The organism is Cytobacillus sp. FSL W8-0315 (genome assembly GCF_038002905.1).
Taxonomy (GTDB): domain Bacteria; phylum Bacillota; class Bacilli; order Bacillales; family Cytobacillaceae; genus Cytobacillus; species Cytobacillus pseudoceanisediminis.
This window is the reverse complement of sequence record NZ_JBBOOC010000003.1, coordinates 84,892-110,329: the sequence shown is the minus strand read 5'-3', so window position 1 is coordinate 110,329 and position 25,438 is coordinate 84,892. Positions and strand designations below refer to the sequence as shown.

At 43.4% G+C, this 25,438-nt stretch carries 19 protein-coding genes; 2 read left to right on the top strand and 17 right to left on the bottom strand.

Features of this window, described 5'->3' with window-relative positions; genetic code table 11:
• Positions 1–37 precede the first annotated feature (37 nt).
• The 4 genes from MKY20_RS26300 to MKY20_RS26285 all read right to left on the bottom strand — a co-directional run bounded on the left by MKY20_RS26300 (position 38) and on the right by MKY20_RS26285 (position 8,952).
• Positions 38–2,428 carry an immune inhibitor A domain-containing protein gene (locus MKY20_RS26300; RefSeq protein WP_341004342.1) on the bottom strand — a complete coding sequence of 797 codons (2,391 nt, stop codon included), beginning with the start codon at positions 2,426–2,428 and terminating at the stop codon, positions 38–40.
• Positions 2,429–2,661: 233 nt separating this feature from the next.
• Entirely contained in the window at positions 2,662–6,180 is a 3,519-nt protein-coding gene (locus tag MKY20_RS26295) for a bifunctional 2',3'-cyclic-nucleotide 2'-phosphodiesterase/3'-nucleotidase (RefSeq protein WP_252245995.1), read from the bottom strand.
• Between the two features lie 261 nt (positions 6,181–6,441).
• On the bottom strand, positions 6,442–7,680 hold the full coding sequence (locus MKY20_RS26290) for an ATP-binding protein (RefSeq protein WP_009334996.1): 1,239 nt from the start codon (positions 7,678–7,680) through the stop codon (positions 6,442–6,444).
• Positions 7,681–7,818: 138 nt separating this feature from the next.
• Positions 7,819–8,952: a zinc-dependent alcohol dehydrogenase gene (locus MKY20_RS26285; protein WP_251156785.1), complete on the bottom strand. Its 1,134-nt coding sequence runs from the start codon at positions 8,950–8,952 to the stop codon at positions 7,819–7,821.
• 217 nt (positions 8,953–9,169) lie between these two features.
• Here MKY20_RS26285 and MKY20_RS26280 point away from each other — a divergent pair, with 217 nt between their 5' ends.
• On the top strand, positions 9,170–10,426 hold the full coding sequence (locus tag MKY20_RS26280) for a S8 family peptidase (RefSeq protein ID WP_341004340.1): 1,257 nt from the start codon (positions 9,170–9,172) through the stop codon (positions 10,424–10,426).
• 66 nt (positions 10,427–10,492) lie between these two features.
• On the opposite strand, the gene tatC is transcribed toward MKY20_RS26280, so the two are convergent.
• From tatC to MKY20_RS26260, 4 genes are all read right to left on the bottom strand, one after another.
• Positions 10,493–11,218, bottom strand: a complete 726-nt coding sequence (gene tatC / locus MKY20_RS26275) for a twin-arginine translocase subunit TatC (protein ID WP_019382599.1) — start codon at positions 11,216–11,218, stop codon at positions 10,493–10,495.
• A 55-nt stretch (positions 11,219–11,273) separates the two neighbouring features.
• On the bottom strand, positions 11,274–11,459 hold the full coding sequence (locus tag MKY20_RS26270) for a twin-arginine translocase TatA/TatE family subunit (RefSeq protein ID WP_009335004.1): 186 nt from the start codon (positions 11,457–11,459) through the stop codon (positions 11,274–11,276).
• Positions 11,460–11,468: 9 nt separating this feature from the next.
• Positions 11,469–13,109, bottom strand: coding sequence for a PhoX family protein (locus MKY20_RS26265; protein ID WP_009335006.1), 1,641 nt, complete (start codon positions 13,107–13,109; stop codon positions 11,469–11,471).
• A 179-nt stretch (positions 13,110–13,288) separates the two neighbouring features.
• Entirely contained in the window at positions 13,289–14,746 is a 1,458-nt protein-coding gene (locus MKY20_RS26260; protein WP_341004336.1) for an alanine/glycine:cation symporter family protein, read from the bottom strand.
• A gap of 266 nt (positions 14,747–15,012) precedes the next feature.
• Between MKY20_RS26260 and MKY20_RS26255 the strand changes: the two genes are divergently transcribed.
• Entirely contained in the window at positions 15,013–16,221 is a 1,209-nt protein-coding gene (locus tag MKY20_RS26255) for an MFS transporter (RefSeq protein ID WP_009335010.1), read from the top strand.
• Positions 16,222–16,260: 39 nt separating this feature from the next.
• Here the strand turns inward: MKY20_RS26255 and MKY20_RS26250 are convergent, their stop codons facing one another.
• From MKY20_RS26250 to MKY20_RS26210, 9 genes are all read right to left on the bottom strand, one after another.
• Positions 16,261–16,608 carry a VOC family protein gene (locus MKY20_RS26250; protein WP_071155965.1) on the bottom strand — a complete coding sequence of 116 codons (348 nt, stop codon included), beginning with the start codon at positions 16,606–16,608 and terminating at the stop codon, positions 16,261–16,263.
• A 101-nt stretch (positions 16,609–16,709) separates the two neighbouring features.
• Entirely contained in the window at positions 16,710–18,044 is a 1,335-nt protein-coding gene (locus MKY20_RS26245) for a CoA-disulfide reductase (protein WP_252245992.1), read from the bottom strand.
• Between the two features lie 101 nt (positions 18,045–18,145).
• Positions 18,146–18,934 carry a class II aldolase/adducin family protein gene (locus tag MKY20_RS26240; RefSeq protein ID WP_341004329.1) on the bottom strand — a complete coding sequence of 263 codons (789 nt, stop codon included), beginning with the start codon at positions 18,932–18,934 and terminating at the stop codon, positions 18,146–18,148.
• Between the two features lie 205 nt (positions 18,935–19,139).
• Positions 19,140–20,411, bottom strand: coding sequence for a S8 family peptidase (locus tag MKY20_RS26235; RefSeq protein WP_009335017.1), 1,272 nt, complete (start codon positions 20,409–20,411; stop codon positions 19,140–19,142).
• Between the two features lie 395 nt (positions 20,412–20,806).
• Positions 20,807–21,868: an S-methyl-5-thioribose-1-phosphate isomerase gene (mtnA, locus tag MKY20_RS26230; RefSeq protein WP_019382605.1), complete on the bottom strand. Its 1,062-nt coding sequence runs from the start codon at positions 21,866–21,868 to the stop codon at positions 20,807–20,809.
• A 13-nt stretch (positions 21,869–21,881) separates the two neighbouring features.
• Positions 21,882–23,105, bottom strand: coding sequence for an S-methyl-5-thioribose kinase (mtnK, locus tag MKY20_RS26225; RefSeq protein WP_341004325.1), 1,224 nt, complete (start codon positions 23,103–23,105; stop codon positions 21,882–21,884).
• A gap of 153 nt (positions 23,106–23,258) precedes the next feature.
• On the bottom strand, positions 23,259–24,074 hold the full coding sequence (locus MKY20_RS26220; RefSeq protein WP_009335020.1) for an STAS domain-containing protein: 816 nt from the start codon (positions 24,072–24,074) through the stop codon (positions 23,259–23,261).
• Between the two features lie 120 nt (positions 24,075–24,194).
• Positions 24,195–24,491 carry a hypothetical protein gene (locus tag MKY20_RS26215; RefSeq protein ID WP_009335021.1) on the bottom strand — a complete coding sequence of 99 codons (297 nt, stop codon included), beginning with the start codon at positions 24,489–24,491 and terminating at the stop codon, positions 24,195–24,197.
• 147 nt (positions 24,492–24,638) lie between these two features.
• The gene (locus tag MKY20_RS26210; RefSeq protein WP_192908262.1) at positions 24,639–25,403 is read right to left on the bottom strand and encodes a hypothetical protein; all 765 of its coding nucleotides are present in this window, start codon (positions 25,401–25,403) and stop codon (positions 24,639–24,641) included.
• Between the last annotated feature and the right edge of the window lie 35 nt (positions 25,404–25,438).

Here is a 25,438-nt window from a genome sequence, read left to right as displayed (position 1 = left end):
AAGGCGCGAAGCCATTTCTGGCTCGCACCTTTAAATCTTATTTGTGAATCCATACTGCTCCGGCAGAGTTGTCCTTTGCTTCACCGACCACTTGGAATTTCAGGCCATGTTCCGGAACAATTCGTCCAGCATCAGGAATGAGGCTGTTGATGTATGTTTTAGAATCATCAAAAACAGATATTCCCTTTAAACCTGGGTAGTCATAATCACCTCGGGTTGGCGAGCTTACTTCCCATGCTGGTGTTTTGTCCAAGGAAAACGCAGCATCTGCAATCTGATATCTTGTGCTTTGAGATACCGTTTCTTTTCCATCTAGCAGACCGGTAATGGCTTCCGGATGTGAATCCACCACTCCAAGGAAACCTTCTCCAGGATGAACGCCAACCCAGTTATCTGTGTGGCTGTCATCTGCATACCAAACAACTAAACCAGTGTTATATTTTACTCCTCTTGATTGGGCAAGTGCCGTATCAGAGCCTGAGTAGTTTCTCCACTCCAGATAATAATGGTTCTTCGCATAGCTGATTCCGTTGGAAACAATGAATCCGTCAAGAGTCATCTGAGATTCGCCTTCAGCATCATCGGTAAAAATAACTTCCTCATCAGCCGTTACGGAAATATTATCAATAGCAAATCCATCTAATGCCAGTCCGCCATCTGTTACATATTCGAATGTCAGGCTAACTTTTTTACCGGCAAATTCGCTTAAGTCATATGTCTTATCTGCCCATTGTCCTTTTGAAGATTCAGCACGGGCATCGCCATCTGTATCATCATCACCAATTACATCGAGCTCAGCTTCTGTCCCATCGGCTGCTTTTGCAGTAACCGTTAGATAATCATAATCAAACTCAATATCATAATAAACTTTCGCATTGAAGGCAGCTGTTTCAGCATTTGTTAAGTCAAATTCAGGTGTCGTCAAAGTGGTATGAAGGTCATCGCCTTTTGTGCTGTAGTAATATTTCTCACCGAACGCAGGTGCAATTCCCTTCACTTCTTTTTCAGGAAGATTTACTTTTACAATTCCCGGGTTTTTAGATTTGGTTACACTTTGGTCAATAACAGTTGCCAAGCCTTTTTTATCAATATCTTCATAATTTATTTCCATAATATTGGCCCAGTTTCCGCCCATGCCTTTTTGAAAGAATTCTTTGTTTTGTGGCGAGAAGCTTGTAGGCTCAGTACCTGCAATTTTTCCGTTCCAGCTGCCGCCGCTCATGATGGACCAGGAAGCAACCGGCTCACCTTGACCGGTGTATTGTGTATCATACTCATCCGGCAATCCCAAATCATGTCCGAACTCATGTGCAAACACCCCGACAGCTCCGTCTTCAGGCTGAATCGTATAATCAAATGCGCCCATTTTTCCGCCCCAATAATCTACCTTGGCAGTTGTATTCGGAACTGCAAATACTCCGTCAAGCGTCCAGCGGTGAGACCAGATGGCATCATCACCGAGCGCACCTCCGCCAGCTTCCTGCCCTGTACCAGCGTGGATAATCATGAGATGGTCAACTAATCCATCAGGCTCATTAAAGTTACCATCTCCATCTAAATCATATAGATCAAATTCATCGTATGCAGAAAGATCCATTCCAGCGTCTGCAGCTGCTTTTAAAGCCTCTTTTACTAAGTCCCGTGGCCCAAGAGGAGATAGATTGTCATGGCCTCCGTTAGGGCTATCATCACCATAATCACTCGCATTTCCAGGGACCGTCAGCCATTCAGAAACAGTGCCGTCAACCGTATAGCTGCCTCCGGACTGTTCTTCATAGAACTGCTTAAATGTTTTTACTTTATCTCCATTAAATAATTCAAATTCAGTATCGCCAAACATTAGTTTTTCATAGTGCTCTTTGCTGAAATCATCAGCATACATATAGCCCTCTTCCTGTATTACATTGTTATGCTTGAAATCTTCAAATTCAGTTAATAGCACAAGCACTTTGTCTGTTCTGACACCGCCATTGTAGTTTGCTTCTTTGGCCGGATCTACTTTTACATAGCCGTCCGGTTTGCCCTTTTTATAGTTTTTATGGCCTTTATTCAGCTGCTTTGACAGCTTGTCTTTTTGTTTGGTTAAGAAATCTTTTGTTTTTTTGTCAAACTCATCCTTATGGTCATGGCTATTTTTTGTACTTCCAGGCTGCTTTTCACCTTGTTTTTCATTTATGTAATCCTTTACTGCCTTTTCTACTTCTTTTGAGGAAGCATCCTTTTTAACTAATCCTCTTTCTTTTAATGCCTTTCCCAGGCGTTCTTCATTCACAATGTTCAAATCAATCGGTGCAGAAAGTTCCTCAGCTGAAGCTTTTGAAGGAGCTGCTGCTGTCCCGGCAAAAGATCCCGCAAATAGTGCAGCTGCCATCATCGTGCTGGCTGTAATGGAAGATACAACCTTAAAAGGTTTATTCTTATTACTCATTCTTATAGCCTCCTATTTAGTTTTTCTGAATTTTCGAAGTGCGAGATTAATTCTATCAAACTAACATAAAGTTTTTAATAGTCTAACAATACTGTTATTTTAATATTTTGATAATATTTGAGTGGGTAATTGTAATTAATTCATTCGCTGAAACGAGAAAAAATAGGTACTTTCACCTATTTTGAGGACATATAGAAAAGGGAGCATCAGACTGCTCTGATGCTCCCTTCCTATTATTTATTCAATTTTGTAATCCTTCCTTCAACCGCTGGGTTTACTTCTTTCTGTTCTTTGATGTAGCTGATTAAAGCATCAAGGTCGACAATATCCACTGTGCGGTTTTTACCGTTTAAAAGAGCGCTGTAGCCGTCTCCGCCATCAGCCATATAGTTGTTTACCGTCACAGAATATTCCTGTTCAGCAGCGATTGGCGTTCCATCTGTCTTTACTAAAGATACGATCCGGTCTCCGGCAGCTCTCGAAGAATCATACGTTACCTTTAAGCCGGAAACATGCATGATTCTCTCTTTTGAACCCCATTGCTGTTCAAAAAGTTCTTTTATCTGGGCACCGGTCAATGTCAATGTCACAAGGTCATTTCCGAAAGGCTGTACCGTAAAAGCTTCTTTCCACGTAATATCTCCAGCATCAATGCCTGCACGGACGCCGCCTGAGTTCATGAAGGCAAAATCGGTATTGGTCTGCGCAATCATGGAATCTGCAATCAGGTTGCCCATCGGAGATTCTCCATCAGCATTTACCTCTCTCGTAATACCTGTTGAAGAATGACCGATGACTTCATTTAAAATCGGAGCGACATCAGCAATATAAGCATCAAGCATTTGCTTAATTTCTGCAACAGGTTCAACGTCACGTGTGGCGCTTACGATTTCAGCCTTTTTAGCAACAATATCTTTTGTCACTGGATCAATTGTTAAGTCCACATCGGAAAAAGCAGTTCCATACGAATAAGATTGAACAAGCAATTTCCCGTCCACCACAGTATTTGTGTACTGATGGTTATGGCCGCCAAACATCACATCCACTTCATCATCAACTGCATTCGCAATGTCAGCGAGTTCCTCTTGAGGGTTAGACCCATCTATATCGGACTTTACAGGGTTATGAGTAATGACCACAATCGATTTAACACCCTGTTCCTTCAGCTCAGCTGTGTACTTGTTGATTGCTTCCGCTTCGTCCGTGAATTCTACACCTGCCGTTCCGCTTGGCGTAACAATTCCAGGAGTATCGGAATAGGCAATGCCAATAAAGCCGACTGGCACTCCATTTACTTCTTTAATTACATAGGGATCAAGGATTGGCTCCTTTGTTGTTTCATCCACTACATTAGCTGCAACATACGGGAAGTTTGCTCCTTCAAACTCGCCATACTTCTCCACAGTTTTTGGATGGGCCCCGCCATTGATAAGGCGTCGCATTTCGTCTACCCCTTCATCGAATTCATGGTTGCCGACTGTACCTATATCAAAGCCGATCTCATTAAGCATTTTAATTGTTGGCTCGTCCTGAAGAAGGGCCGAAACAGGGGAGCTCGCCCCTACTGCATCACCTGCATGCAGCATAATTGTATTGGGATTCTCTGCTTCACGCTGTTTTAAGTGTGCAGCTAAATACTCGATTCCACCCGCATTCAAACCGGAATTAAATGTATCAAGCTGACCATGGAAATCATTGATCCCCAAAAGTTGGACTTCAAATGGCTTTGGCTCCGGGAATTGAAGCGAATATTTCGCAAAGCCATTGGCTGCTTCCCCCGCATAGCCGATTCCGCTGCCTTCAGCATTCGCATCCTTTGCATCCGGTGAAGATTCGAACGTTACATTTACGCCACCGGCAACCGGTGCAAATGACCAATTGGCATCTGCAGAAGGATCGATGGTTTGTTCTTCTCGGATATAATCAATGATCGCCTGGCGGTTTTCATCCGGATAAAGCTCTACTGCCGTGTTGTTTCTAACTCCAGGGAAAGTGCCGCTGGCCCGATAATTATTTGTCACAACGATGAATTCCTGATCCGGATCAATAGGTGCTCCGTTATACTGAAGATTTTTGATTCTGTTTGCATCAGCATTAACCTGCTTGCCATCTTTATCATACTTAGCAGGTTCTGTTACATCGATCTCATATGTCACACCATCGATTACATCATAGTTATAAGTAGGGAAATCATTATTAATGAGTGACTGTTCTCCCGCTTCATTATCTTTTATCTGATTGAACTGGCCTGCAGACATTTCAAGCCATTCCTTCACATCTGCCCCTTTAATTTTTACCGTAGCGACTGTATTCGGATACAGGTATAGATCGGCTACATTTTTAATGGCGATTGTGCCTTCAGGGATATATGTGTAATAGCTTGCCCCGTTGCGGCCGCCTGCTTTAAAAGGAGCTCCCGCCGAAAGCACTGGTGTATTTTCATCTGGTGTTCCTTTTAATTGCTTCTCAATATACCACTTCTGTGCATTCGTCACAATTTGAATGGACGGGTCATCTTTTACAAGTGCAAAATAGCTGTGGATATCAGCTTTTGTTTCCCCGACAGGCTGGCGGACATAATTCACGGTTCCTTCATGCTCTTCCTTTACAGCTTTCAAAATAGCAGGATCTGCATCTGCAAGACTTTCCTTGACGGTCGCGCCGGATTCATTTTTATAACTTCTAAAAATAGACCTTAAAGATGACTGGGAATCCTTAACCTCCCACTTGCCCTTTACCTTGGCAATAGTCAGGTCCATAACGCCAAGCTGATTGCCCCAGCTGCCAGGCATGATGAAGGGCACCCCGTTGACCGTTCCCTTTTCTGCATCCACTTCAGGAAGATCGGTGAAATCTCCCGGAAAATTCTTATGGTTGTGTCCGGAAATAACCGCATCAATGCCTTCTACTTTTGTTAAGTCGTAGGCTGCATTCTCTTCCATCTCAGCATATGCTGCGTCCCCCATGCCGGAGTGCGCAAGTGCAATGATAATGTCCGCACCTTCTTCTTTCATTTTAGGAATATTGGCTTCTACTGATTTTACAATGTCTTTTGTGATGATTTTTCCATCAAGATTGGCTTTGTCCCATTGTGTAATCTGCGGAGTCACAGCACCGATAACCCCAACCTTAATGACCTGTTTTCTTCCTTTTTCATCAACGACTTTTTTCTTGATGATTTTATATGGTTTAAAGTAATTTTTATCGTTTTCCGGATTATTATCATCGTCGTCTTTGTAGACATTGGCATTTACATAAGGAAATGGCGCATCATCCAGAACCTCATCCAGATATTCGAGGCCATAATTGAATTCATGGTTTCCTACCGTAGCGGCATCATAATCTAATAGTTCCATAGCCTTGAACACGGGATGCATTTCCCCATCCTCAAGCTGATCTACTTTTGCTTTATAATCGCCAAGCGGATTACCCTGAATGAGGTCTCCGTTGTCAAATAATAATGTATTCTTTGCTTCTTTTCTTGCCTGTTTGATTAAGGTAGCTGTTTTAGCCAGACCAAATTCAATGGTTTCTGCATCTTTATAGTAATCATAGTTATAAAGGTGTGTATGTATATCTGTTGTTCCCAGTATCCGCAGGCTTACTTCATGGCTGAATTTAAGTTCCGGTTTCCCTGCATGATCAGGCTTTGCCGCCATGACAGAATCATATGAAATAGGAGCTGCTAAGACAGATAGGGCCATCGTTGTTGCGAGTATCGTCTTTCCAAGTTTGCGCATAGGCTTTTTCAAATGAATACATCTCCTCAAATTATAGTAGATTAGGATGATAACATTCATAATTCTATCTATTTTTAGACTTATTTGAGAATGAGCAATTAGTTGGAATTAACATAGGAAAATTATTAAATTTTTGTAAAAAAGAAGCCTATTTGCCTAATAAAATACAGCACCCTCATAGGGTGCTGTACGATTTCGAATAGTATTATTATAATGTCAGTTACTAATTTCCAGGTCTGCCCTGTATATTAAATGACATCACCCTGAATTCTTTTATTGGGTTGGCTGCTCTATAGGAATAGTAAGAGTCACAATTGTCCCTATCCCCTTTTCACTTTCAAACGTGATTTCCGCCTTGTGTTCATCCACAATCTGCTTGGTAACCATCAGCCCTAAACCGGTTCCATCCGGCTTAGTTGTATAAAATGGATCCACGACCCGTTCCATATTCTCAGCATCAATCCCGCAGCCTTCATCTTTAATGCTGATTAAAACCTTGTCACCCTCCGCCACTTTGGCCGAAATCAGGATCGTGCCGCCTTCTGGCATAGATTCCATCGCATTCTTGATCAAATTAATAAAAGACTGCTTCAGCATATTTTCGTCACACTGAACTTTAGGAACAGCTTCCAGATTTTCTGTTTCGACACGGATATTCTGATTGGCTGCCTGTTCATGTATGATCGAGATGACATAGTTAATCACTGCATTCAGTTCAACTTTTTTAAACAGAGGCAGCCTTGGCTTGCTTAGGATCATAAGGTCATCGGCAATCAGATTAATGCGGTCGATTTCCTCAATCATGATCTTGTAGCGGTCCTGGTCTTCAGGATGTTTTTCCATCTGCAGCTGAGTAAATCCTCTTAAAGCTGCTAAAGGATTTCTTACTTCATGGCCGACTGCCGAAGCCATCTGTCCGACAGCAGCCAGCTTTTCAGTCTGGCGGAGCTCCTGGAAAACATGTGTAAGCGAGTGAATATAGGAATAGAAGCGGTTCAGCAGAACATATGAAACACTTGAAAAAATGGCCATAAGCACGATTGGCACCATTACCTTTTGGCTGCTCAACAGTAAACCAGCCAGAAGATACTTCGCAATCATTCCGCCGGTTACTATCCAAAAATAGCGCTTATTCACAAAAATCGGCGCAAATATAATAAATAAAAGTTCTACTGCGCTTCCGCTCTGAAATTCCTTCGACTCACCGAAATAGATCAGCATGCTGTTACTAAAATCTATCAGGAAAAAGCCTGCAAAAAATAAGTATTTTACCTGAAAAGGGCGTTTTGTCCTGATTAAATACAGCGCTAAGGGCAGGAGTCCGATAATAGCCAGATAATACCCCCATCCAAGCCCGCCCTTTGGCAGGCCGGTACTGCCGCCAGTATTGAGGGGAAGCAGATAATAATAAAACAAATCATAAAGTGTTAATATTATATAGAATAGCCATATAAAAAGCTTAACTGCTTTTGTTTCTTCTTTTATCAAAGTCTGTTGGTTAAAGCCTTTCATTTCCATGCTCCTTGGTTAACTCTATTAATAATGTGTCTTTAGCACTATTATATACGTTTATGTCGAAATATGTATATTATGTTATATTCTTAAACTTCAAAAAACCAGCCCGGGTATATCCAGGCTGGTTTGTGTTTGTTAAGGTTTTAAGATGACTTTAATGCAGTCATCTTCATGGTCATTAAAAATTTTATACGCCCGATCAGCTTCTTCGAGCGGAATCTGATGAGTGATGATAGACTTCGGATCGAATTCCTTATTCGTTATTTTTTCAAATAGCTCAGGCATGTAGTGCACCACAGGCGCCTGGCCCATTTTAATGGTGATGTTTCTCGAGAAAAATTCCTCCAGCGGGAACATATTATAAGTCAGCCCGTATACACCCGTCAGCTGGACAGTTCCGAATTTGCGGACAGCTTTCGTCGCGATTTGGATCGGGCCCAGCGTTCCGCCCTGGAGCTTAAGCTTCTGCTCGATTTTTTCAACAGCGGATTTCTTCCCGTCCATGCCGACACAATCAATGACTACATCAGCTCCGCCCTGGGTGATTTCTTTTAGATAAGCTCCCATGTCATCATATTTCGTAAAGTCATAGACTTCCACATCATTGGTAAGCTTGGCGTGATTGAGACGGTAATCGAGATGATCTACTGCAATTACCCGTTTAGCTCCTTTCATCCAGGCAAATTTCTGGGTCATTAACCCGATGGGACCGCAGCCGAGGACGACGACTGTGTCTCCCGCTTTAACGCCTGAATGTTCCACACTCCAATAGGCTGTCGGCAGAACATCCGATAAAAAGAGCAGTGATTCATCCTCCAGTTCGCACGATTCCGGTATAACAAATGGCATGAAATTGCCAAACGGCACCTTTAGAAACTCTGCCTGGCCGCCCGGATGGTTTCCGTATTTCTCGGTATAGCCAAAGTAGCCGCCTGAATCATTATGCGGGTTCGAATTATCACATTGGCTTTCCATATCATGCTGGCAATAGAAGCAATGCCCGCACGATACATTAAATGGGATGACCACCCTGTCGCCTTTTTTTACCCGTGTCACATCAGGACCTGTCTCCTCAACGATCCCCATGGGTTCATGCCCGATAACATAACCTGGCCGCAATGGCATATTCCCCTGATATAAATGAAGGTCCGATCCGCAAATGGCGGTTGACGTGATGCGGACAATGACATCATCCCGCTTTTCAATTCTGGGATCCTCTACATTTTTTACTTGAATATCTTTCGCTCCCTGGTAGGTTACAGCTCTCATATTTCACACTCCTTTATTGACTTAATAGGCTATACCCTCGTTGGGGATCAAATAACTCCATTTAATTTACAGATTGAAATATTTTCCTCGAATGTAAATTTTCATTAAAATCAGAAAAATAGTACAAAAGGTCCGTTTAATTATTCTGAATTTTGTAAATATAATAGAGTCACAGCTATTCAGCTGTGACCATACATATTCTGAGAGGAGATTTTGGATGAAGAAAAAAAGAGTCATTGGGTCAGCATTACTAAGTGCAGCAATGGGACTATCTGTATTTGCGTCAGGGGCATTCGGTCAGCAGGTTGAGAGCAATGAAACCTATCGGGTTGTCATTCAGGGCCCAAGTGCAGAAAAAGCAAAGGCAAAATCGAACTATGGAGCACGATGGGATTTTGGCCAGAAAGGTTTTACTACTACGGTTAATGCTAAACAGTATCAGGCACTTTTAAAAAATAAAAACTTAAAGATTGATAAAGTTGAAGAAGTAAAGAACTTACCTGTGACCGCAGCAAAACCTGGATCAGGGGCTGCATCAGCTCCGGCAGACGGTACACCTTGGGGAATTGAGGCCATTTATAATGACAGCTCCATCCAAAGCACTTCAGGCGGAAACGGGGTAAAGGTTGCCGTGCTGGACACAGGTGTAAATACAGCACATGCTGATCTTGCCGGACAAGCTGAACAGTGTAAGGACTTTACACAAAGAAAGTCACCTTTAATTGACGGCAGCTGCGGGGATAAGAACGGACACGGCACACATGTTGCGGGTACTGTACTGGCTCATGGCGGTGATAACGGACAAGGTGTTTATGGGGTAGCCCCAGACGCAGATCTCTGGGCATATAAAGTGTTAAATGACAGAGGATCAGGGTATTCTGATGACATCGCCGGAGCTATTAAGCATGCGGCCGATGAAGCGGTCCGCACAGGATCTAAAGTGGTCATTTCCATGTCATTGGGTTCAAGCTCTAAAAGCACATTGATTGCAGATGCAGTTGATTCCGCCTACAGCAAAGGTGTCCTGGTAGTTGCTGCTGCCGGAAATGATGGTCCTGCCGATAACACGATTGGCTATCCTGGCGCATTGGTGAATGCTGTTGCAGTAGCGGCTCTTGAAAATGTTCAGCAAAATGGTTCTTACCGTGTTGCAGATTTTTCATCAAGGGGCAACCCTGCTACTGATGGCGACTACCTAATCCAGGAGCGTGATGTCGAGCTCTCTGCACCAGGCAGAGCAATTGAATCCACCTGGTATGATGGCAGCTACAGCACAATCAGCGGTACATCCATGGCTACTCCTCATGTATCCGGATTAGCTGCTAAGATCTGGGCTCAGAATCCATCCATGAGCCACACCCAGCTTCGCAGCGAGCTTCAGAACCGGGCCAAGCAAAATGATATTCTTGGCGGAACAGGAGCTGCAGCTGGTGACGATTATGCATCAGGCTTTGGCTTCCCTCGTGTTAAGTAAGAGAATAATAGAAAAGCTTGGACATTTACGGTCCAAGCTTTTTTTGTGTTTTGATTTTTATTATAGTTACTGCAAAACAGCCTGCTTTTTCTGCTTTCGGTTATAAATGATTTTGGACAGGCTTACACTCACCTCGTACAGCAGCAGGAGAGGCAATGTAACCAAAATATCTGAAATAAAATCGGGCGGTGTAACTAAAATCGCCACCACAATCAGCACGAAATAGGCATACTTCCTTATCTTCTGCAGCGAATAGGGATTGAGGATGCCAAGGCTGGTCAGGAACATAATCACAACCGGAAGCTCGAACAGAAAGCCGAATGGCAGTGTTAAATGCAGCACGAATTGAAAGTATTTTTCCGTTGTAAAAAAGGCGGTGAACATATCTCCCGATAAGGTCATTAAAAAATTCAGAACCAGCGGCAAAAGAATGAAATATCCGAATGCTATACCGGTAATGAACAGGAAAAATAACGCGGGAATATAGGATAAGGCTACCTTTTTTTCCATTCCGGTAAGCGCCGGGCTGACGAACAGCCAGATTTGATGGGCAGCTACCGGGATGGCGGCTGCAATGGCGACAACAGACGCAAGCATAAAATAGACCCATAGAATCTCAGAAGGACCGAGAACAGCCAATTTAAAATCCAGATCCCTAACCAGCCACTGGTAAATGTCGCTGACAAAAATAAAGGATAGTGCCAAGAACGCTATAAAGACAGCCGCTATAATCATCAGCCTCTTCCGAAGCTCTTCAAAATGCTGGAGGACATTTACTGCCTCATTATTCATATTATTCACCTCACTATAAAAGGAAGGAAGATATCTCTCCCTTCCCTATTCATTCTTATAGCAATTCTTTTTTCTTTTCTTCCGGCTGTTCGTCTGAAACCAGTTCGCGTGTGGATTTTTTAAATTCTTTCAGGGTTGTGCCGAATGCCCTGCCGATTTCAGGAAGCTTGGATGGGCCGAAAATGATCAGCGCCAGCACTAGAACAATAATCAATCCTGGTATCCCGATATTTGATAGCATAATAACCTCCTAGTATTTGAAGCCTGTAATCGCCACAACTCCCGGGCGCGGCATAGTATCTCCCTTGCGGTGCGGCCATTTGCTTGTCAGATTGTTCAGGTCTTCCGTCTCTTCTCCCGGATGCTGAATGGACAGGAACAGGGTTGTTTCGTTTGGTGTAAAGGATGGTCCAGTTAGTTCTGCTTCAACGGGAGCTGAAGCAAACTGAAAGGCTTCGCCGGTATTTTTTCCGATAGTCGGGATGACGAACATGCCATTGTTGGCGAAATGCGTGTAGATTCCTGTATTCAGCTTGCTTGATGACATATCTGTTACCGTCCAGAGATTGCCAAGGCTATCGAAAGTTAGATTATCAGGTGCACTGAAGCCACTCTGTTTTCCGCCGGCTGCGAAAATTTCAAAATCAAAAGTCAGTGCACCCAAGTCATCTCCCTCTTCAATAAATCTAGTAATATGGCCGTGGAAGTTGCCATGTTTGTCATTGTTGGTGTGGGCAATGAATACCGTTTTATCAAACGGGCTGATTTCCACATCTTCCGGACGGTCAGTAGGTGTTCCGCCAACAAGCAGAGCTGCTTCATGGCAGTGAACAGCCACATCGGCCTGTGTTTGGAATTTCTTTAAAAGATCTGCATTCCCCTTGACAGCTTTCTGCACATTTTCGATAGTTAATGGCACCCATTTTCCGCTGCCCATATTAGCCACATAAAGCGTCCCTTCTTCAAGAAGGTCTGCATTTGCTTTTCCGCGGGATTTTACATATTTATTTTTGCTGATGAACTTATACACGCATGCATCTTTCTTATCATCACCCATATAAACCACAACCCGATTGTCATTGGTCAGGCCGACTGCTGCATTTTCATGGTTAAAGCGACCAAGGGCGGTGTGCTTGCGCGGCTTGAAATTAGGATCAAACGGATCGATTTCCACAATCCAGCCATAATGAGTTTCATTTAATCCTGCATCCTTTGAGGTAGATTCGAAATTCTCCTCAGCTGATAAAACCGTGCCCCACAATGTCATGCCGCCAGAACAATTAGCAAAAGTTCCCTGTACATTCGTTGCACCACCCACTGCTTTTGAACCTTTGGCAGGACCTGTGAGCTGGAATGGAGTCAAGCCTGTAATACGGCGCGCATATTTGGAATCCGTGTCCATTTTCCAGGTGCCTTCTTTATCACGGTATACCTCGATAATTGATCCTCCCTGGTTGTATAGCATTTTCTGAATTTGCGCTGCCGTATACTTGCCATTTGCCGGCCTTGCACCATGAACAAATAGATCGCTTGAATATTCATGATTCACCCATAAGAGACCACGCTTGTCCTTATCAATTGGAAAATATAATGTAAAGTCATTGTTAAAGCCGAATGTATCGCCTTTTTTGTTAATGACATCTCCATATGCTGCCACAACATCGTATTTGTATCCACGCGGTAAAACAAGGTCATCTTTATCTGTCGGGTCAATCGGCTTAAAATTTAATCCAGAGATTTTCTTCTGGAATCCGAATAAATGGGAGGCTGCCTCAACACCCTTAGCCTCCGCTTTTGGTACCATTGCCCCCAAACCTGTCGAAGCGACAGTCAATGCTCCAACACCTGTACCTACATACGTTAAAAACTTGCGGCGATTCAATTCAGTCATCCTAAGCACCTCTTCATATTATTCAATAATATTTGCATCGTATTTATGTACCAAACCCAAGTACAATACTAAAAGATGAATATTAAGAGAATGCTAAGAAATAACCTGAAAATTGTAAAAGTAGTTTAAAGATTGTAAAAAAAAATGCCCGGCATCAGCCGGACATCTCTTATCTTCTATTAAGATACTTTTTCTTCCTGCGGCTTGTATTCCTCTTCCCAATACTCAGCATTTTTAATGCCAAGCTTCTTGGAATTGAATACTGGATCAAGACCTTGTTTCTTCTGGGCCTCGTAATCTTTCAGTGCAATCAGGGCCGGTTTTCTTAAGATAACGATGGCAATTAAGTTCAGCCAAACCATCAGTCCCAAACCAACATCTCCGAGCGCCCACGCCAGGCCTGCTGTTTTAACAGCGCCATAGAATGTTGCAGCAAGCAAGACAATTTTCAGGATAAACATAGCCAGCTTGCTGTTCTTGCCATTAATTAAGTAAGCTACATTTGTTTCAGCTATATAATAGTAAGCCATAATTGTTGTAAAAGCGAAGAAGAACAGAGAAACAGCAACGAATCCGGCACCAAAACCAGGAAGTGCAGATTCAACTGCCGCCTGTGTGAAACCAGGGCCGGCTTCCACTCCAGGAAGGTTTTCTACAATTGGAGTCTTTCCATCAGCTCCAACTGTATTGAACATGCCTGTAAATAGAATCATGAAAGCAGTTGCGGAACATACGAATAACGTATCAATGTACACAGAGAATGCCTGCACGAGACCTTGCTTAGCAGGGTGGGAAACCTCAGCAGCTGCAGCTGCATGCGGGCCTGTACCCTGACCAGCTTCGTTTGAATAGATACCGCGCTTTACTCCCCAGGCGATCGCGCTTCCGATAATTCCGCCAAACATGGAATCTGCACCAAAGGCACTGCTGAAAATTAACGAAATAACACCAGGCAGTTCGCCAATGTTCATGCCAATAATAATTAAAGCCACTAAAATATAACCCACAGCCATAAATGGTACAGCATATTGAGCAACATTTGCAATACGCTTAACACCGCCGAAAATAATCAGTGCAAGTAACCCGATTATAATAATGCCTGTTACTGTTTTATCAATGCCAAACGCATTTTCCATTCCAAGTGCAATTGAGTTTGACTGGATGCCAGGCATTAAAAGCGCCATAGCCAGCAATGCAGAAATAGCGAAAAGGACGGCAAACCATTTAATTCCGATTCCCTTTTCAATATAATAGGCCGGACCACCTCGGTATAGCCCGTCTTTTTTCACTTTGTAAATCTGTGCCAGCGTCGATTCAACGAATGCACTGCCTGCTCCGATAAAAGCAATGGCCCACATCCAGAATACAGCACCAGGTCCACCCATTGCGATGGCAGTGGCAGTACCTGCGATGTTACCAGTTCCTACACGGCCGGAAAGAGCAATAGATAAGGCCTGGAAAGACGAAACGCCCGCTGCGGAACTTTTCCCTTTAAACATGAGCAGTACCATATCCTTGATATGGCGGACCTGTAAAAATCGAGTTAAGACTGAGAAGAACAACCCTATAGCTAAACAGATATAAATAACAGGTGTACTCCATAAAATGCCGTTTAGCTGATTAACAAAAGCTTCCAAATAACTTCCCCCTTTTTCATATATATTCTGAATCTTTTTCCTATTAGGAATTATAGAATAAATACTGTTATAAGACAATGTTTTTTTCACGGACTCTGGTAAAAATGTCATAGAAAATTCGGCCTTTCCTTAAAAAAGCCGTTTTTATCATGGTTATCAGGATATATAAAAATTAGATTGATAGCATACCCCTTCCTCTTTTTAGAAATTTTTAGTATTATATATTTAGGGAAACGAAATGTTTACCGGAAAGAAGTGTATCAAAAATGATAAAACAGACGAAAAGAAATCTAATGATCATGTGGTTTGCCAATTTCTTTGTGGCAGGCAGCATGACGATGGTGCTTCCCTTTATTTCGTTATATATAGAAAGTTTTGGCGACTACTCTCCAACTTATGTACAGCATTGGTCAGGGTGGACATTTGCGATTACATTTGTGACTGCATTTCTTTTTTCACCTGTGTGGGGAAGAATCGGGGACCTTTTTGGGCGCAGGAAAATATTGATACTGTCCGGAATCGGGATGGGCATATCCATATTCCTGATGGGGTACGTGACAAACGTCTGGCAGCTGTTTTTTCTCAGACTGTTTACGGGGATTTTTACCGGCTTCATCGGAATGTCCCAGGCGTTTATATCCACACAGACTCCGAAGGAAATTGCCGGCAGGGTGATGGGGACACTGCAGACCGGAAGCATTACAGGTTCATTGATGGGCCCTCTTCTCGGCGGAGTCCTAGCTGATTTATTCGGTTTTTCAGATACCTTTAAATGGACCTCCATCGCCATCTTTGTTTCTGCCTTTCTTGTCTTTTTTACAAAAGAACACAAAGTCCAAACAAAAAAGGGCGAGAAAACGCGGTATTCAAGCAAGGCGGTCATCCAGCATATTATCAGCAATCCCGTTTTGCTGACAGTTATGCTGATCTCAACGCTTGTTCAAATCGCACACTTTAGCATTCAGCCTATATTATCTTTATATGTCAGTGAATTGCATGGACCTGAAAATCTGGCGTTCTTTGCGGGAATTGCCTTTTCGGCTGCAGGGCTTGGCAATCTGCTGATGGCCAGGCAATGGGGAAAAATCGGGGACCAGCATGGCTATATAAAAACATTGGTTATTCTCCTCTTCCTCGCAGGCGTGTTTTATCTTCCGGGAGGATTTGTCTCAAACATGTGGCAGCTTGTACTTGTCCGCTTTGCGCTTGGAATAACCATCGGGGGCATCATCCCTGTCCGGATCGCTTATATCCGCCAGGAAGCCCCGGTTGCCATGCAAGGTGAAGTGCTCGGCTACAACACTAGCCTCCGCTTCTTCGGCAACATTATCGGTCCGGTCATCGGCGGTTTGATCTCCGGCTATCTGGGTTTTTCTGCAGTCTTCGTTGTCACAAGCTTACTCCTCATCCTGAGCGGGCTGATTCTGCTCGGAGCGATGAATCGCCATCCCAAGCTTGCGAAGGATTCTTATTGATAACTGAAAAAGCTGCCATAAAGTGAGGCAGCTTTTTCCTTATTCTTTAAAATGGCATACCCCCAGCTTATTGCCGTCAGGGTCTTCAAACTCAAACCACTTTACCGTTCCATCATCCTGGATTGGGCCGGCTTTCACCTTATGCCCTGCCAGATGCTGATGTGCTTCAACAATATCGGAAACATAAAAGTTAAATGGCATATGAGAGGAAGGAATTACTTTTTCAGAACGGACAAGGGTTAAAGGTGTTTCCCCGATTTCCAAGGCTGCATACCCTCCCTGGTCATCCCTCCATCTTACCGGGAAGCCAAGCACAGTGCTATACCATTCAATGGCTTTTCCGAAATCAATTACCTGCAGAAAGACTGTATCGATTCTTGTAAACATTTCAGCCTCCATAAAAGGGATTTTATATGGACAATATTCAACATCTTCTTGCAAAAACCTCCTGAGAAAACTAAAAAGCCAGCGTTTCCGCTGACTTTAATCTATTTTTTCGCTGCGTTGCTTGCGATATGGACAGCATCCCAGACACCCGCAAAAGGCGGGGCATAACAAAGATCCACCATGCCAAGTTCTTCTGCTGCCATATTATTATGGATGGCAACGGCAAATACATCGATTCGGAGGACCGCCCCTTTATTGCCGATGGCGTGGGCTCCGAGGATTCGGTTTGTTCCTTTTTCACAGATCAGCTTGATCCAGATAGGGGTCTGATTCGGGTAATAGCTTGGATGATCTGCGGCTTTCACAAATTCAGTTGTATAGCTGACGCCAAGCTTCTTTGCATCTTCCTCGGAAAGTCCCGTTCTTCCAAGCTCCATATTAAAAATTTTAATCGCGGCGCTTCCCAGAGTTCCCACATAGTTTTCATGGCTGCCGGCTATATTGGCCCCAGCCAGGCGGCCGCATTTATTCGCGTTTGTTCCCAGCGGGATATAATCATTTTCTTCAAGCACTTTGTGATAAACCTGAGCGCAGTCCCCCGCTGCATAAACACCTTCAATATTTGTCCGCATTTCACGGTCGATGATGATGGCTCCATTTTCCGCCAGCTCTATACCCGAACCTTCCAGAAACTTGGTAGCAGGTTTTACACCTACAGCAACAAGCACTAAATCAGCTTTATAAGTTCCTTTATCCGTTTTCACACTCTCCACTTTCCCATTGCCGCTGAAGCTCTCTACCTTTTCTCCCAGATTCAATTCTACACCGTGATCACGAATTTCTTTCTCAGCGATATCTGTTATTTCCTTATCGAAAGGAGCCAGGATTCTCTCTCCCATTTCAATGACACGCACATTTTTGCCGAGGGTTTTCATCGCTTCGACCACTTCGATTCCAATATAGCCTCCGCCAACAATGACAACATCTTTCACTTCTGATTTGCGGGAATTTTCTTTTAATACCATCCCATCTTCCATTGTTTTCAGCACCTGAACATTCTCAAGATCAGCTCCAGGAAATGGAGGCATGATGGGAAACGTGCCTGTTCCGATCATCAGCTTATCGAATGTATCCGTAAACATTTCTCCTGATGCAAGGTCTTTAACAGTTACTTCCTTCTTGCTTGTATCCACTTTTAACACTTCATGCTGAAGATGTGTTTTGATGTTCCTCTCAGAAAATTGCTCCTGTGTTCTTGCGATCATTTTTCGGTAATCATCATTTTCTCCAGATATATAATAAGGAAGACCGCAGGCACCGTAAGATAAAAACTTGCCTTTTTCGTAGACGGTAATTTCAGCTTTTTCATCCATTCTCCTTAATTTTGATGCGGCTGACATACTTGCAGCCACCCCGCCAATGACCAGCAGTTTCATCGGAATCTCTCCTCGCGTTTCAATAAGGTATTCAAGATAGGTTTCGTTAAAAGGTTGAAATTATACAACATTACTATACCCTTATAGCTATCCCACTTCGGCTATTTTAAAACGTTTTTCAAGACTTCTTCGGTTACTTTTTGAACAATGCTTTCGATCATTTCTTCTTGCAGACCGGGAGCTGTCCGGATATTCTTATCATTGCCAGGAACCGGTATTCCGCCTGTTTTAATGCCCATTTTCTCACGGATTGAGATCAAATCTGCAATTTGTCCTGTGCTTAGTTCGTTTGACTTCTGCATGATGTGTTCTGAATACATCAGCATGAGTGCATAGTGTTCCAGTGATTCCATTCGAAAATAGGCCTCTGTGATATCCCTGCCCCAGGTCAGGGCGCCATGGTTGGCAAGAAGAACGGCATTGTAATCCCTGCAGTATGGGGCAATTGAATCAGGAACTTCCTGTGTGCCCGGAGTGGCATACGGGGCAACCGGCACTTTGCCAAGCAGGACTATCGCTTCCGGTGATACAGGTTTTTCCAGGCTGATTCCGGCTATGGCAAACGTAGTGGCGACAGGCGGATGGGCATGGACAACTGCCTTTGCTTCAGGGTTTTCCTGATACACTCTGAGGTGCATCTTCACTTCGGAAGAAGGCTTCAGATTGCCCTCTAGCACGTTGCCTAAAAGATCCATTTTGACCATCATTTCAGGGGTCATAAATCCTTTGCTTACTCCAGTTGGTGTTGTCCAGAGTTCATGGTCGCCCACCTTAATGGAGATATTTCCGTCGTTTGCTGCAACGAAGCTTTTATTGTACACTCTTTTGCCGATTTCACAGATCAGTTCCTTTGCTTCCCGATCGCTTATATATGTTTTTTGAACAGCCATGGCTGTCAGCTCCCTTCTATTTACATCCACTCCCTATTGTATATTCAAAAGTGATTTGCATCAGCAATTTTTACAAGTTTTCATCTTTCGCTAAAATATGATCATTTCCGCGGAAATATTATGTAATTCGAGGAGATTCATTCTACTAAAAAAAACTGCCCGATCAGAGGATCGGACGGTTCTTCGGGGGTATGTTGCTGATTGCTTATTTCACGCGGGGATATCCAAAGCCTGATGCATAGTCATCACCAGCTGCTGCTCCATATCCGCCTTTAATGTCATATTGCTTGGCACGGTTTTGAAGCTCTGTGCGAAGCTGAGTATGGCTCATGGATGGGCTGGATGACCAAATTTTTGCTGCAAGGCCAGCTACGTGAGGTGTAGCCATGGATGTTCCGCTGATCGTGTTATAGCCTCCGTTATACCATGTAGACTCGATGCTTGCTCCCGGTGCAGACACTTCCACGTCTTTTTCCTGAATGACATAGTCACCGTCAGTGCTAGGATTTCCGCGGGACGAGAAGTTGGCTACACGGTATGTACCGTTTTGCTGGACGTTTTCAAGGGCTGCAACTGCAATCGCATTCTTTAATGCTCCAGGATAGCCGATTGTATTAGCGCTGTATCCGGAATTTCCTGCTGCGGCAACAACAAGGACACCTTTGCTGTAGGCATAATCAACCGCACTGCTGATTAGAGAATCTTTGCCGCTTGAACCAAGTGACATATTAATGACTACTTTTGATCCTGTGCGGGATGCTTCGTCCGCAACGTGGCGGATTGCTGCTGCAATATCATCTGAGTAGCCTGAGCCATTATCGCCAAGTACTTTGTATGCCCATAATTTCGCCTGTGGAGCTACTCCATAGATTCCCTGGCCGTCGTATCCACCATGTGCTAAAACCGTCCCAGCTACATGTGTACCATGTCCCTGACGATCAGTACATGAGCCATTTACAATCGGGCTGGATTGAGTGAAATCCTTACATTGCTCTGCAGAGCCTTCCAGGTCAATATGGCTTGTATGAACGCCTGTATCAAGAACAGCAACCTTAATGCCGCTTCCGCCTGACGTACTGGTAATGCTGCTGTTATTATAGATGGAAGCAATTCCCCATGGTGTCTGATCACTAGGATATCCCGCTGCCTGAATAGAAACCGAATCTTTCTTGGACACTTCCGTTCTGGCAGTATCAAGAGTAACTTCGCTTACCTTTTCAATCTTTAAGTTCTTATTTTTGAGCAATGCCTGGTATTGCTTTGCATTGACTTCAGCAGTCATGCCATCACTGCCAAAATCCCAGCGCTTGTCCACCTGTGAATTCACAGAAGCTTTAGCGTTTGACGGCCCCTGGATCAATACCCGGTAGGTTTCGTTTTGAGTCTCTGGTTCTTTTGCAAATGCCCCCGCTGTAAAAACTGATAAACCCATTGTCATACTTAGAAGTGCTGCTCCTAATGCCCTTTTTTTCTTCATCCTTTTTCTCCTCTCGAATCTATATTTTTTCTGTCGGTTCTTGTTGTATTTAAAGTATATTTAAAATATTCAGACTCTAACAATATGCTAAATTATTTAATTCTCATACTTTAGAATCAGGTACAGAAACATAGTTTCTTAAAAAGTATCAGGTATTTTGGAGGGTTTACAAATACTTTCTACTATCTGAATGGTAATTACTTCATAATTTTTCCATAAACTATAGGATTACCCCAAATAAAATAGTACTTTTGATTGATGAAAAGAGTTAAATTACACTCTATTTTTATCGGAATCAGGGATATTTTCCTAGTTAAACGCTTTAAAGATATAAAGAATAGAAGTGGAAGCATGAAAATGCCCCCTGACCACTTGGCCAGGAGGCGGAATTCTTCCTATTTAAACATCTTAGACAGACTTTCAGTAAACGGTGCATAAGCTATGCCATTCTCCGTAATAATGCCTGTAATCAAATCATGATCTGTGACATCGAATGCGGGGTTATAGGTTTGTACACCTTCTGGCGCCATCGGCTTTTCGTACCATTTAGAAGTAATTTCTTCTGAATCTCTTAATTCAATATGGATATCGTCCCCTGTTTTGCATGCGAGATCGACTGTTGACAGAGGGGCACAAACATAAAAAGGTATTTTATAATGTTTTGCGAGAATCGCAACGCCAGAAGTTCCAATCTTATTGGCTGCATCCCCATTGGCTGCCACGCGGTCACAGCCGACAAGTACCGCTTGAATCTTGCCTTCTTTCATTACGATGCTGGCCATATTGTCACAGATCAGCGTAACATCGACACCTGCTTCTTCGAGCTCCCATGCTGTCAGGCGGGCCCCCTGCAAAAGCGGGCGGGTTTCATCAGCGTATACTTTAAAATCATATCCCTTTTCCTGGCCTAAATAAATCGGAGCAAGAGCTGTTCCATATTTAGCGGTGGCAATCGTACCTGCATTGCAGTGTGTCAGAATACCCCAACCAGGCTCAAGTACAGAAAGCGCGTGCTGTCCAATCGACTCGCAAACCTTTTCATCCTCAGCCCGTATTTTTTCTGCTTCCACTTTTAGGGCTTGCTTTATTTCGGCTGCAGCTTTGCCTTCTTCCTTCAGGAAACGGGCTTCCATGCGGTCGAGCGCCCAAAACAGATTAACTGCAGTTGGCCGTGATGACGCCAGGTATTCCTTCGCCTTTTTAAAATCCATATAAAGTTCTTCATAGCTTACTGCTGCTGATTGCTTTGTGCCCAAATAGACACCGTAAGCCGCCGCTATTCCAATGGCAGGTGCACCCCGGACCTTCAAATGATAGATTGCTTCCCATATATCCTTTAATTCTTTCAAATGCAAAAAGTTCTTTTCATTCGGCAGAACTGTTTGATCTAATAGAATGAGCGTGTCGTTTTCATCATCCAATCTGACAGACTGGATGACATCCACTGGTTTTCCCATCATGCTGCCTCCTTTAGAACCTTTTTTCACAGTCTTTTAGAATACGTACAAAATCCTCACCTGTTTTAAAAGATTCCCTATCCATAATAAACATTTTTCCGGCTGCCAGACAAATCTTTTCCGCTGCAGCTCTGCTGCTGTATTCTTCAATGGAAGTGACATCCTTGACAGATGCCAGCCCGATAATTCTTCTGCACAGTTCAAGTCCCGTGACAGCTGCTGTGTCACGCAGGACTGCATCCAGATAATATTCTTTAAACCCATCATAACGGGCTGTTTGCTCAGTTGCTTTCTCCTCCCATGCCCGGAGGAATTTCTTTTTGAACAAGTCTATAATATCTTCCATTGTATTTTCGAGATATTCCAGCTGAACCTGTCTTTCTTCACCATCTGCCATTGTATATTTCGCGTTCACATAGGCGAAAATCAGGTTGGCGATCACGTTGCCGACATCGTAGCCGGCAGGGCCGCAGAATGCGAATTCGGGATCAATGATTTTAGTAGAATCTTCTTTTACAAAAATCGAGCCTGTGTGCAGATCGCCATGCAGAAGGGACTGGGCATGGGTCATAAACTCGAATTTAAGCTTTGCAGTTTCAAGCTGAAGCTTCGGGTCTTCCCATAATTCCCTTTTGGCAAATTCCCTGGTGCCTTCAAACACTTCATTTCTCGGACAATCGTAAAACGGTTCTGTGAAGACGAGGTCCTCTGAAATTTCGCATAATTCCGGGTTGGTGAATTTTTGGACCAGCTCTTTCTTTTCCTTATGCCCCATTACAACATCGGAAGTAAGCAAAAGGGTATTTACCAGGAAAGTCGAGATATGGTCAGCAAACAGCGGGAATTTTTCATGCCGCATTAAGGCTGTTCTCATGATGGTATAATCAGACAGATCCTCCATCGCGGTACAGTTCATAATGGGATCGTAGCTAAACACTTTTGGCACAAAACCTGGAGCGAGTTTGTTTTGCAGATCCAGAATTTCGTATTCAATGCGGTTGCGGTCAGGAGACAGCTTAAATTCATCAGAGATTCTGGCAACCGGACCAGCCTGCTTGATGATCAGAGACTTATTGTGTTTATGGTCCGTCAGCTTGAACACATAGTTTAAATTGCCATCGCCAATTTCCCTGCAGTCCAATTCGGCATCTGGAGCAAAATAATTCAGTCTTGTTTTGGCATATTCAATGGCTTCCTGTTCAGTCATTGTAAAATAGGCGGATGTAAAAACAGTCATGCAAAAAGCCTCCAATACGAATCTTTTTTGATAGTAGCTATGTTTTGTGAATTTAATATATTTGAAAATATCTAAATACTATCATGGGAGTGGGGGTTCGACAATATTTTTTTATATAAAAAGAAGCCGCTTCAGCAGCTTCAATCATTTAATTTATTTAATGCTTCTAATCGCCTGCAGGACGTTCGAATATACTTCAAGGGATGATAAGTCAATGCCAAGGGTAACGGCTTTCTTTGCCAAATCCGGTCTGACACCTGTGGCAATGGTGTTGACACCGATCAGCAGGAGGATATTCCGGATATCAAAGATGTGCTTGGCGATTTCAATATCTATATTCACCGTGCCGGAAAAGTCGATAATTAAGGTTTCAATTCCCAGCTGGCTTACCCGCGGGACTGTTTTCTCAATGATGATTTGTGCTCTGTCGTAGTCTATGCTGCCGATCAACGGCAGAATGGCAATGCTGTCCTGAATCGGTACAATTGCAGCAGACAGTTCATTTACCTGGGATTGGGTCTCCTTTAATTGTTCCTCCGAGTGCCGTTCAAAAGCAAATACGGTTTCATTAATGCTGATGTCGAGTATGTAGTTTACTTTTTTCACAATAGAAATAACTTCATCCGCTGTTAACTCAAATTCCATCCCTATATTACGTAATCTATCAGTAAAAACAATGCGGGTGTCCGGATATCGGGTGACTATATCGGAAATTTTTCCTCCCAGGGAGGCAGCACGTTCGCCGTTTCCCTTACTCCACTCGACCAGTCCTTCAGGAACCCGATTTTCGCTGTTAGCAATCATGACTCCCAGATAATTTATAAACTCAACATACATCGAAACGGCCGCATCAATTTCCTGTTTGGGAATTTCGAAACCAAACCGGCTTACGATTTCTGCAACAATCTCTTCTGATAATACCTCCGCATTTTGAGTAAGATACGCTGAAACTTTTCGAATAGGCTCCATCTGTATGTATATCCCCTCTCTTATGTCCTGCTTCGATTATATCCTACTATATCTTCAAAATAACAGAATGGAGAATAAATAGGAGGATTTCCTTAAGAGGAAGAGTCATTAACTATGGTTTTAAAGCCATTCCTCATAATCTTCTTCCTTTATTTCGCTGATCAGCAGAGATTCAAACCTTCTGTAAAGCTCCTGAATGTCGGCATTGCTGTTAATCAGCGGCAGCTTGTTTTGATAGTCTTCTTCCGACTTAAAAAAACTGATTTCTGTCCACTTTGTCTCATCTATCTTGTTTTTTAACATTTTGGTCTGAACATCGATGTAATTCCGGTAGATATGACCGGCTTTCCGCTGGAGCAGCATCAGTTCCTGTTCGTTTTCCGGGCGGATATGATATTGATAGAGTTTTATGTACATGGCAGCTCCTTTAGTTCCTGGCGTTATGGGCAAGCTTGAGATGTTTTGAGTGATTTTTTGTGTTTATGGGCGAAAGTCAGATCTTATGAGCGAATCCAGTTTTTGAGTGACATTCAGATAAAAAGATTCTCAACCAGCATCAGTTTTTCAATCTCCCAGCTTCTTATAGAAGCCCAATGCTTCAATTAAAAATTCCTTATCATACCCTGTCTTTTCATGAATCCGGGCAGACCATTCTTCAATAGTATCCACAGGAGCGTCATGATACAGGCCTTCTGTTGTACTGAGGAAGCTTTCCCAATTATAAAATTCCCAATGGGCGGTTTCATTTTTATAGGGAATCCGCTGTTCCAGCAATGCCTTTGGATAAATAGTGTTCTGAGATCGTTCAGCTGCTTCCAGGAAAATGTTCATGGCTGCCGGATCCGTATCATAACTCTGCCGCGATATTTTTCCGTTTGGGCGGTGATAAGCAATTTCCAGCTGTCCGTCTTCAGATGAGACCTGAACATCTGCTGCCGGGAAAAATCCGCTTACTTTTTCCGGCGTAAAGTCTCTTGCCTCCGGATCAATTAATATGGGCTGCAGCCATTGGTCGCCCAGGTCACATAGAAAGCGGCGCCCCTCTTCATCCACTGCCACCACTGCTGCATGGGCTGAAGATGTTTTCAATTCGTGGCCAACCGGATAGGCATCGATTCCAGCCTGCTTAAATTCATGAAGAAGCCAGATCGCCAGGTCAAAACAGTTTCCGGTAATGCCATACTGATCATGGTGCTCCTTCATTAAGGAAACCTCCCGCTGCTTTTTAATGCCGGCTTTATCGTAAAACCATGCTTTTGTCAGGGTCTCCATCGGAAAGCGATCAAATTTTTTCCAAACTGACAAAATCGAATGGGGTGCGTTCAACATAATCATCCTTTCGTATATATACCATTTTACTATTC

What these genes read in the sequence shown, in the direction of transcription:
- mtnA (WP_019382605.1), bottom strand. Translation starts at nt 21,868, where the DNA reads ATGGGAAAACCAGTGGATGTCATCCAGTCTGTCAGATTGGATGATGAA.
- MKY20_RS26285 (WP_251156785.1), bottom strand. Translation starts at nt 8,952, where the DNA reads ATGAGAGCTGTAACCTACCAGGGAGCGAAAGATATTCAAGTAAAAAAT.
- MKY20_RS26220 (WP_009335020.1), bottom strand. Translation starts at nt 24,074, where the DNA reads ATGGAGCCTATTCGAAAAGTTTCAGCGTATCTTACTCAAAATGCGGAG.
- MKY20_RS26235 (WP_009335017.1), bottom strand. Translation starts at nt 20,411, where the DNA reads ATGAAGAAAAAAAGGGCATTAGGAGCAGCACTTCTAAGTATGACAATG.
- mtnK (WP_341004325.1), bottom strand. Translation starts at nt 23,105, where the DNA reads ATGACTGTTTTTACATCCGCCTATTTTACAATGACTGAACAGGAAGCC.
- MKY20_RS26300 (WP_341004342.1), bottom strand. Translation starts at nt 2,428, where the DNA reads ATGAGTAATAAGAATAAACCTTTTAAGGTTGTATCTTCCATTACAGCC.
- MKY20_RS26270 (WP_009335004.1), bottom strand. Translation starts at nt 11,459, where the DNA reads ATGCTATCAAATATCGGGATACCAGGATTGATTATTGTTCTAGTGCTG.
- MKY20_RS26245 (WP_252245992.1), bottom strand. Translation starts at nt 18,044, where the DNA reads ATGAAACTGCTGGTCATTGGCGGGGTGGCTGCAAGTATGTCAGCCGCA.
- MKY20_RS26255 (WP_009335010.1), top strand. Translation starts at nt 15,013, where the DNA reads ATGATAAAACAGACGAAAAGAAATCTAATGATCATGTGGTTTGCCAAT.
- MKY20_RS26210 (WP_192908262.1), bottom strand. Translation starts at nt 25,403, where the DNA reads ATGTTGAACGCACCCCATTCGATTTTGTCAGTTTGGAAAAAATTTGAT.
- MKY20_RS26250 (WP_071155965.1), bottom strand. Translation starts at nt 16,608, where the DNA reads ATGTTTACAAGAATCGATACAGTCTTTCTGCAGGTAATTGATTTCGGA.
- MKY20_RS26240 (WP_341004329.1), bottom strand. Translation starts at nt 18,934, where the DNA reads ATGGCTGTTCAAAAAACATATATAAGCGATCGGGAAGCAAAGGAACTG.
- MKY20_RS26215 (WP_009335021.1), bottom strand. Translation starts at nt 24,491, where the DNA reads ATGTACATAAAACTCTATCAATATCATATCCGCCCGGAAAACGAACAG.
- MKY20_RS26280 (WP_341004340.1), top strand. Translation starts at nt 9,170, where the DNA reads ATGAAGAAAAAAAGAGTCATTGGGTCAGCATTACTAAGTGCAGCAATG.
- MKY20_RS26265 (WP_009335006.1), bottom strand. Translation starts at nt 13,109, where the DNA reads ATGACTGAATTGAATCGCCGCAAGTTTTTAACGTATGTAGGTACAGGT.
- MKY20_RS26290 (WP_009334996.1), bottom strand. Translation starts at nt 7,680, where the DNA reads ATGAAAGGCTTTAACCAACAGACTTTGATAAAAGAAGAAACAAAAGCA.
- tatC (WP_019382599.1), bottom strand. Translation starts at nt 11,218, where the DNA reads ATGAATAATGAGGCAGTAAATGTCCTCCAGCATTTTGAAGAGCTTCGG.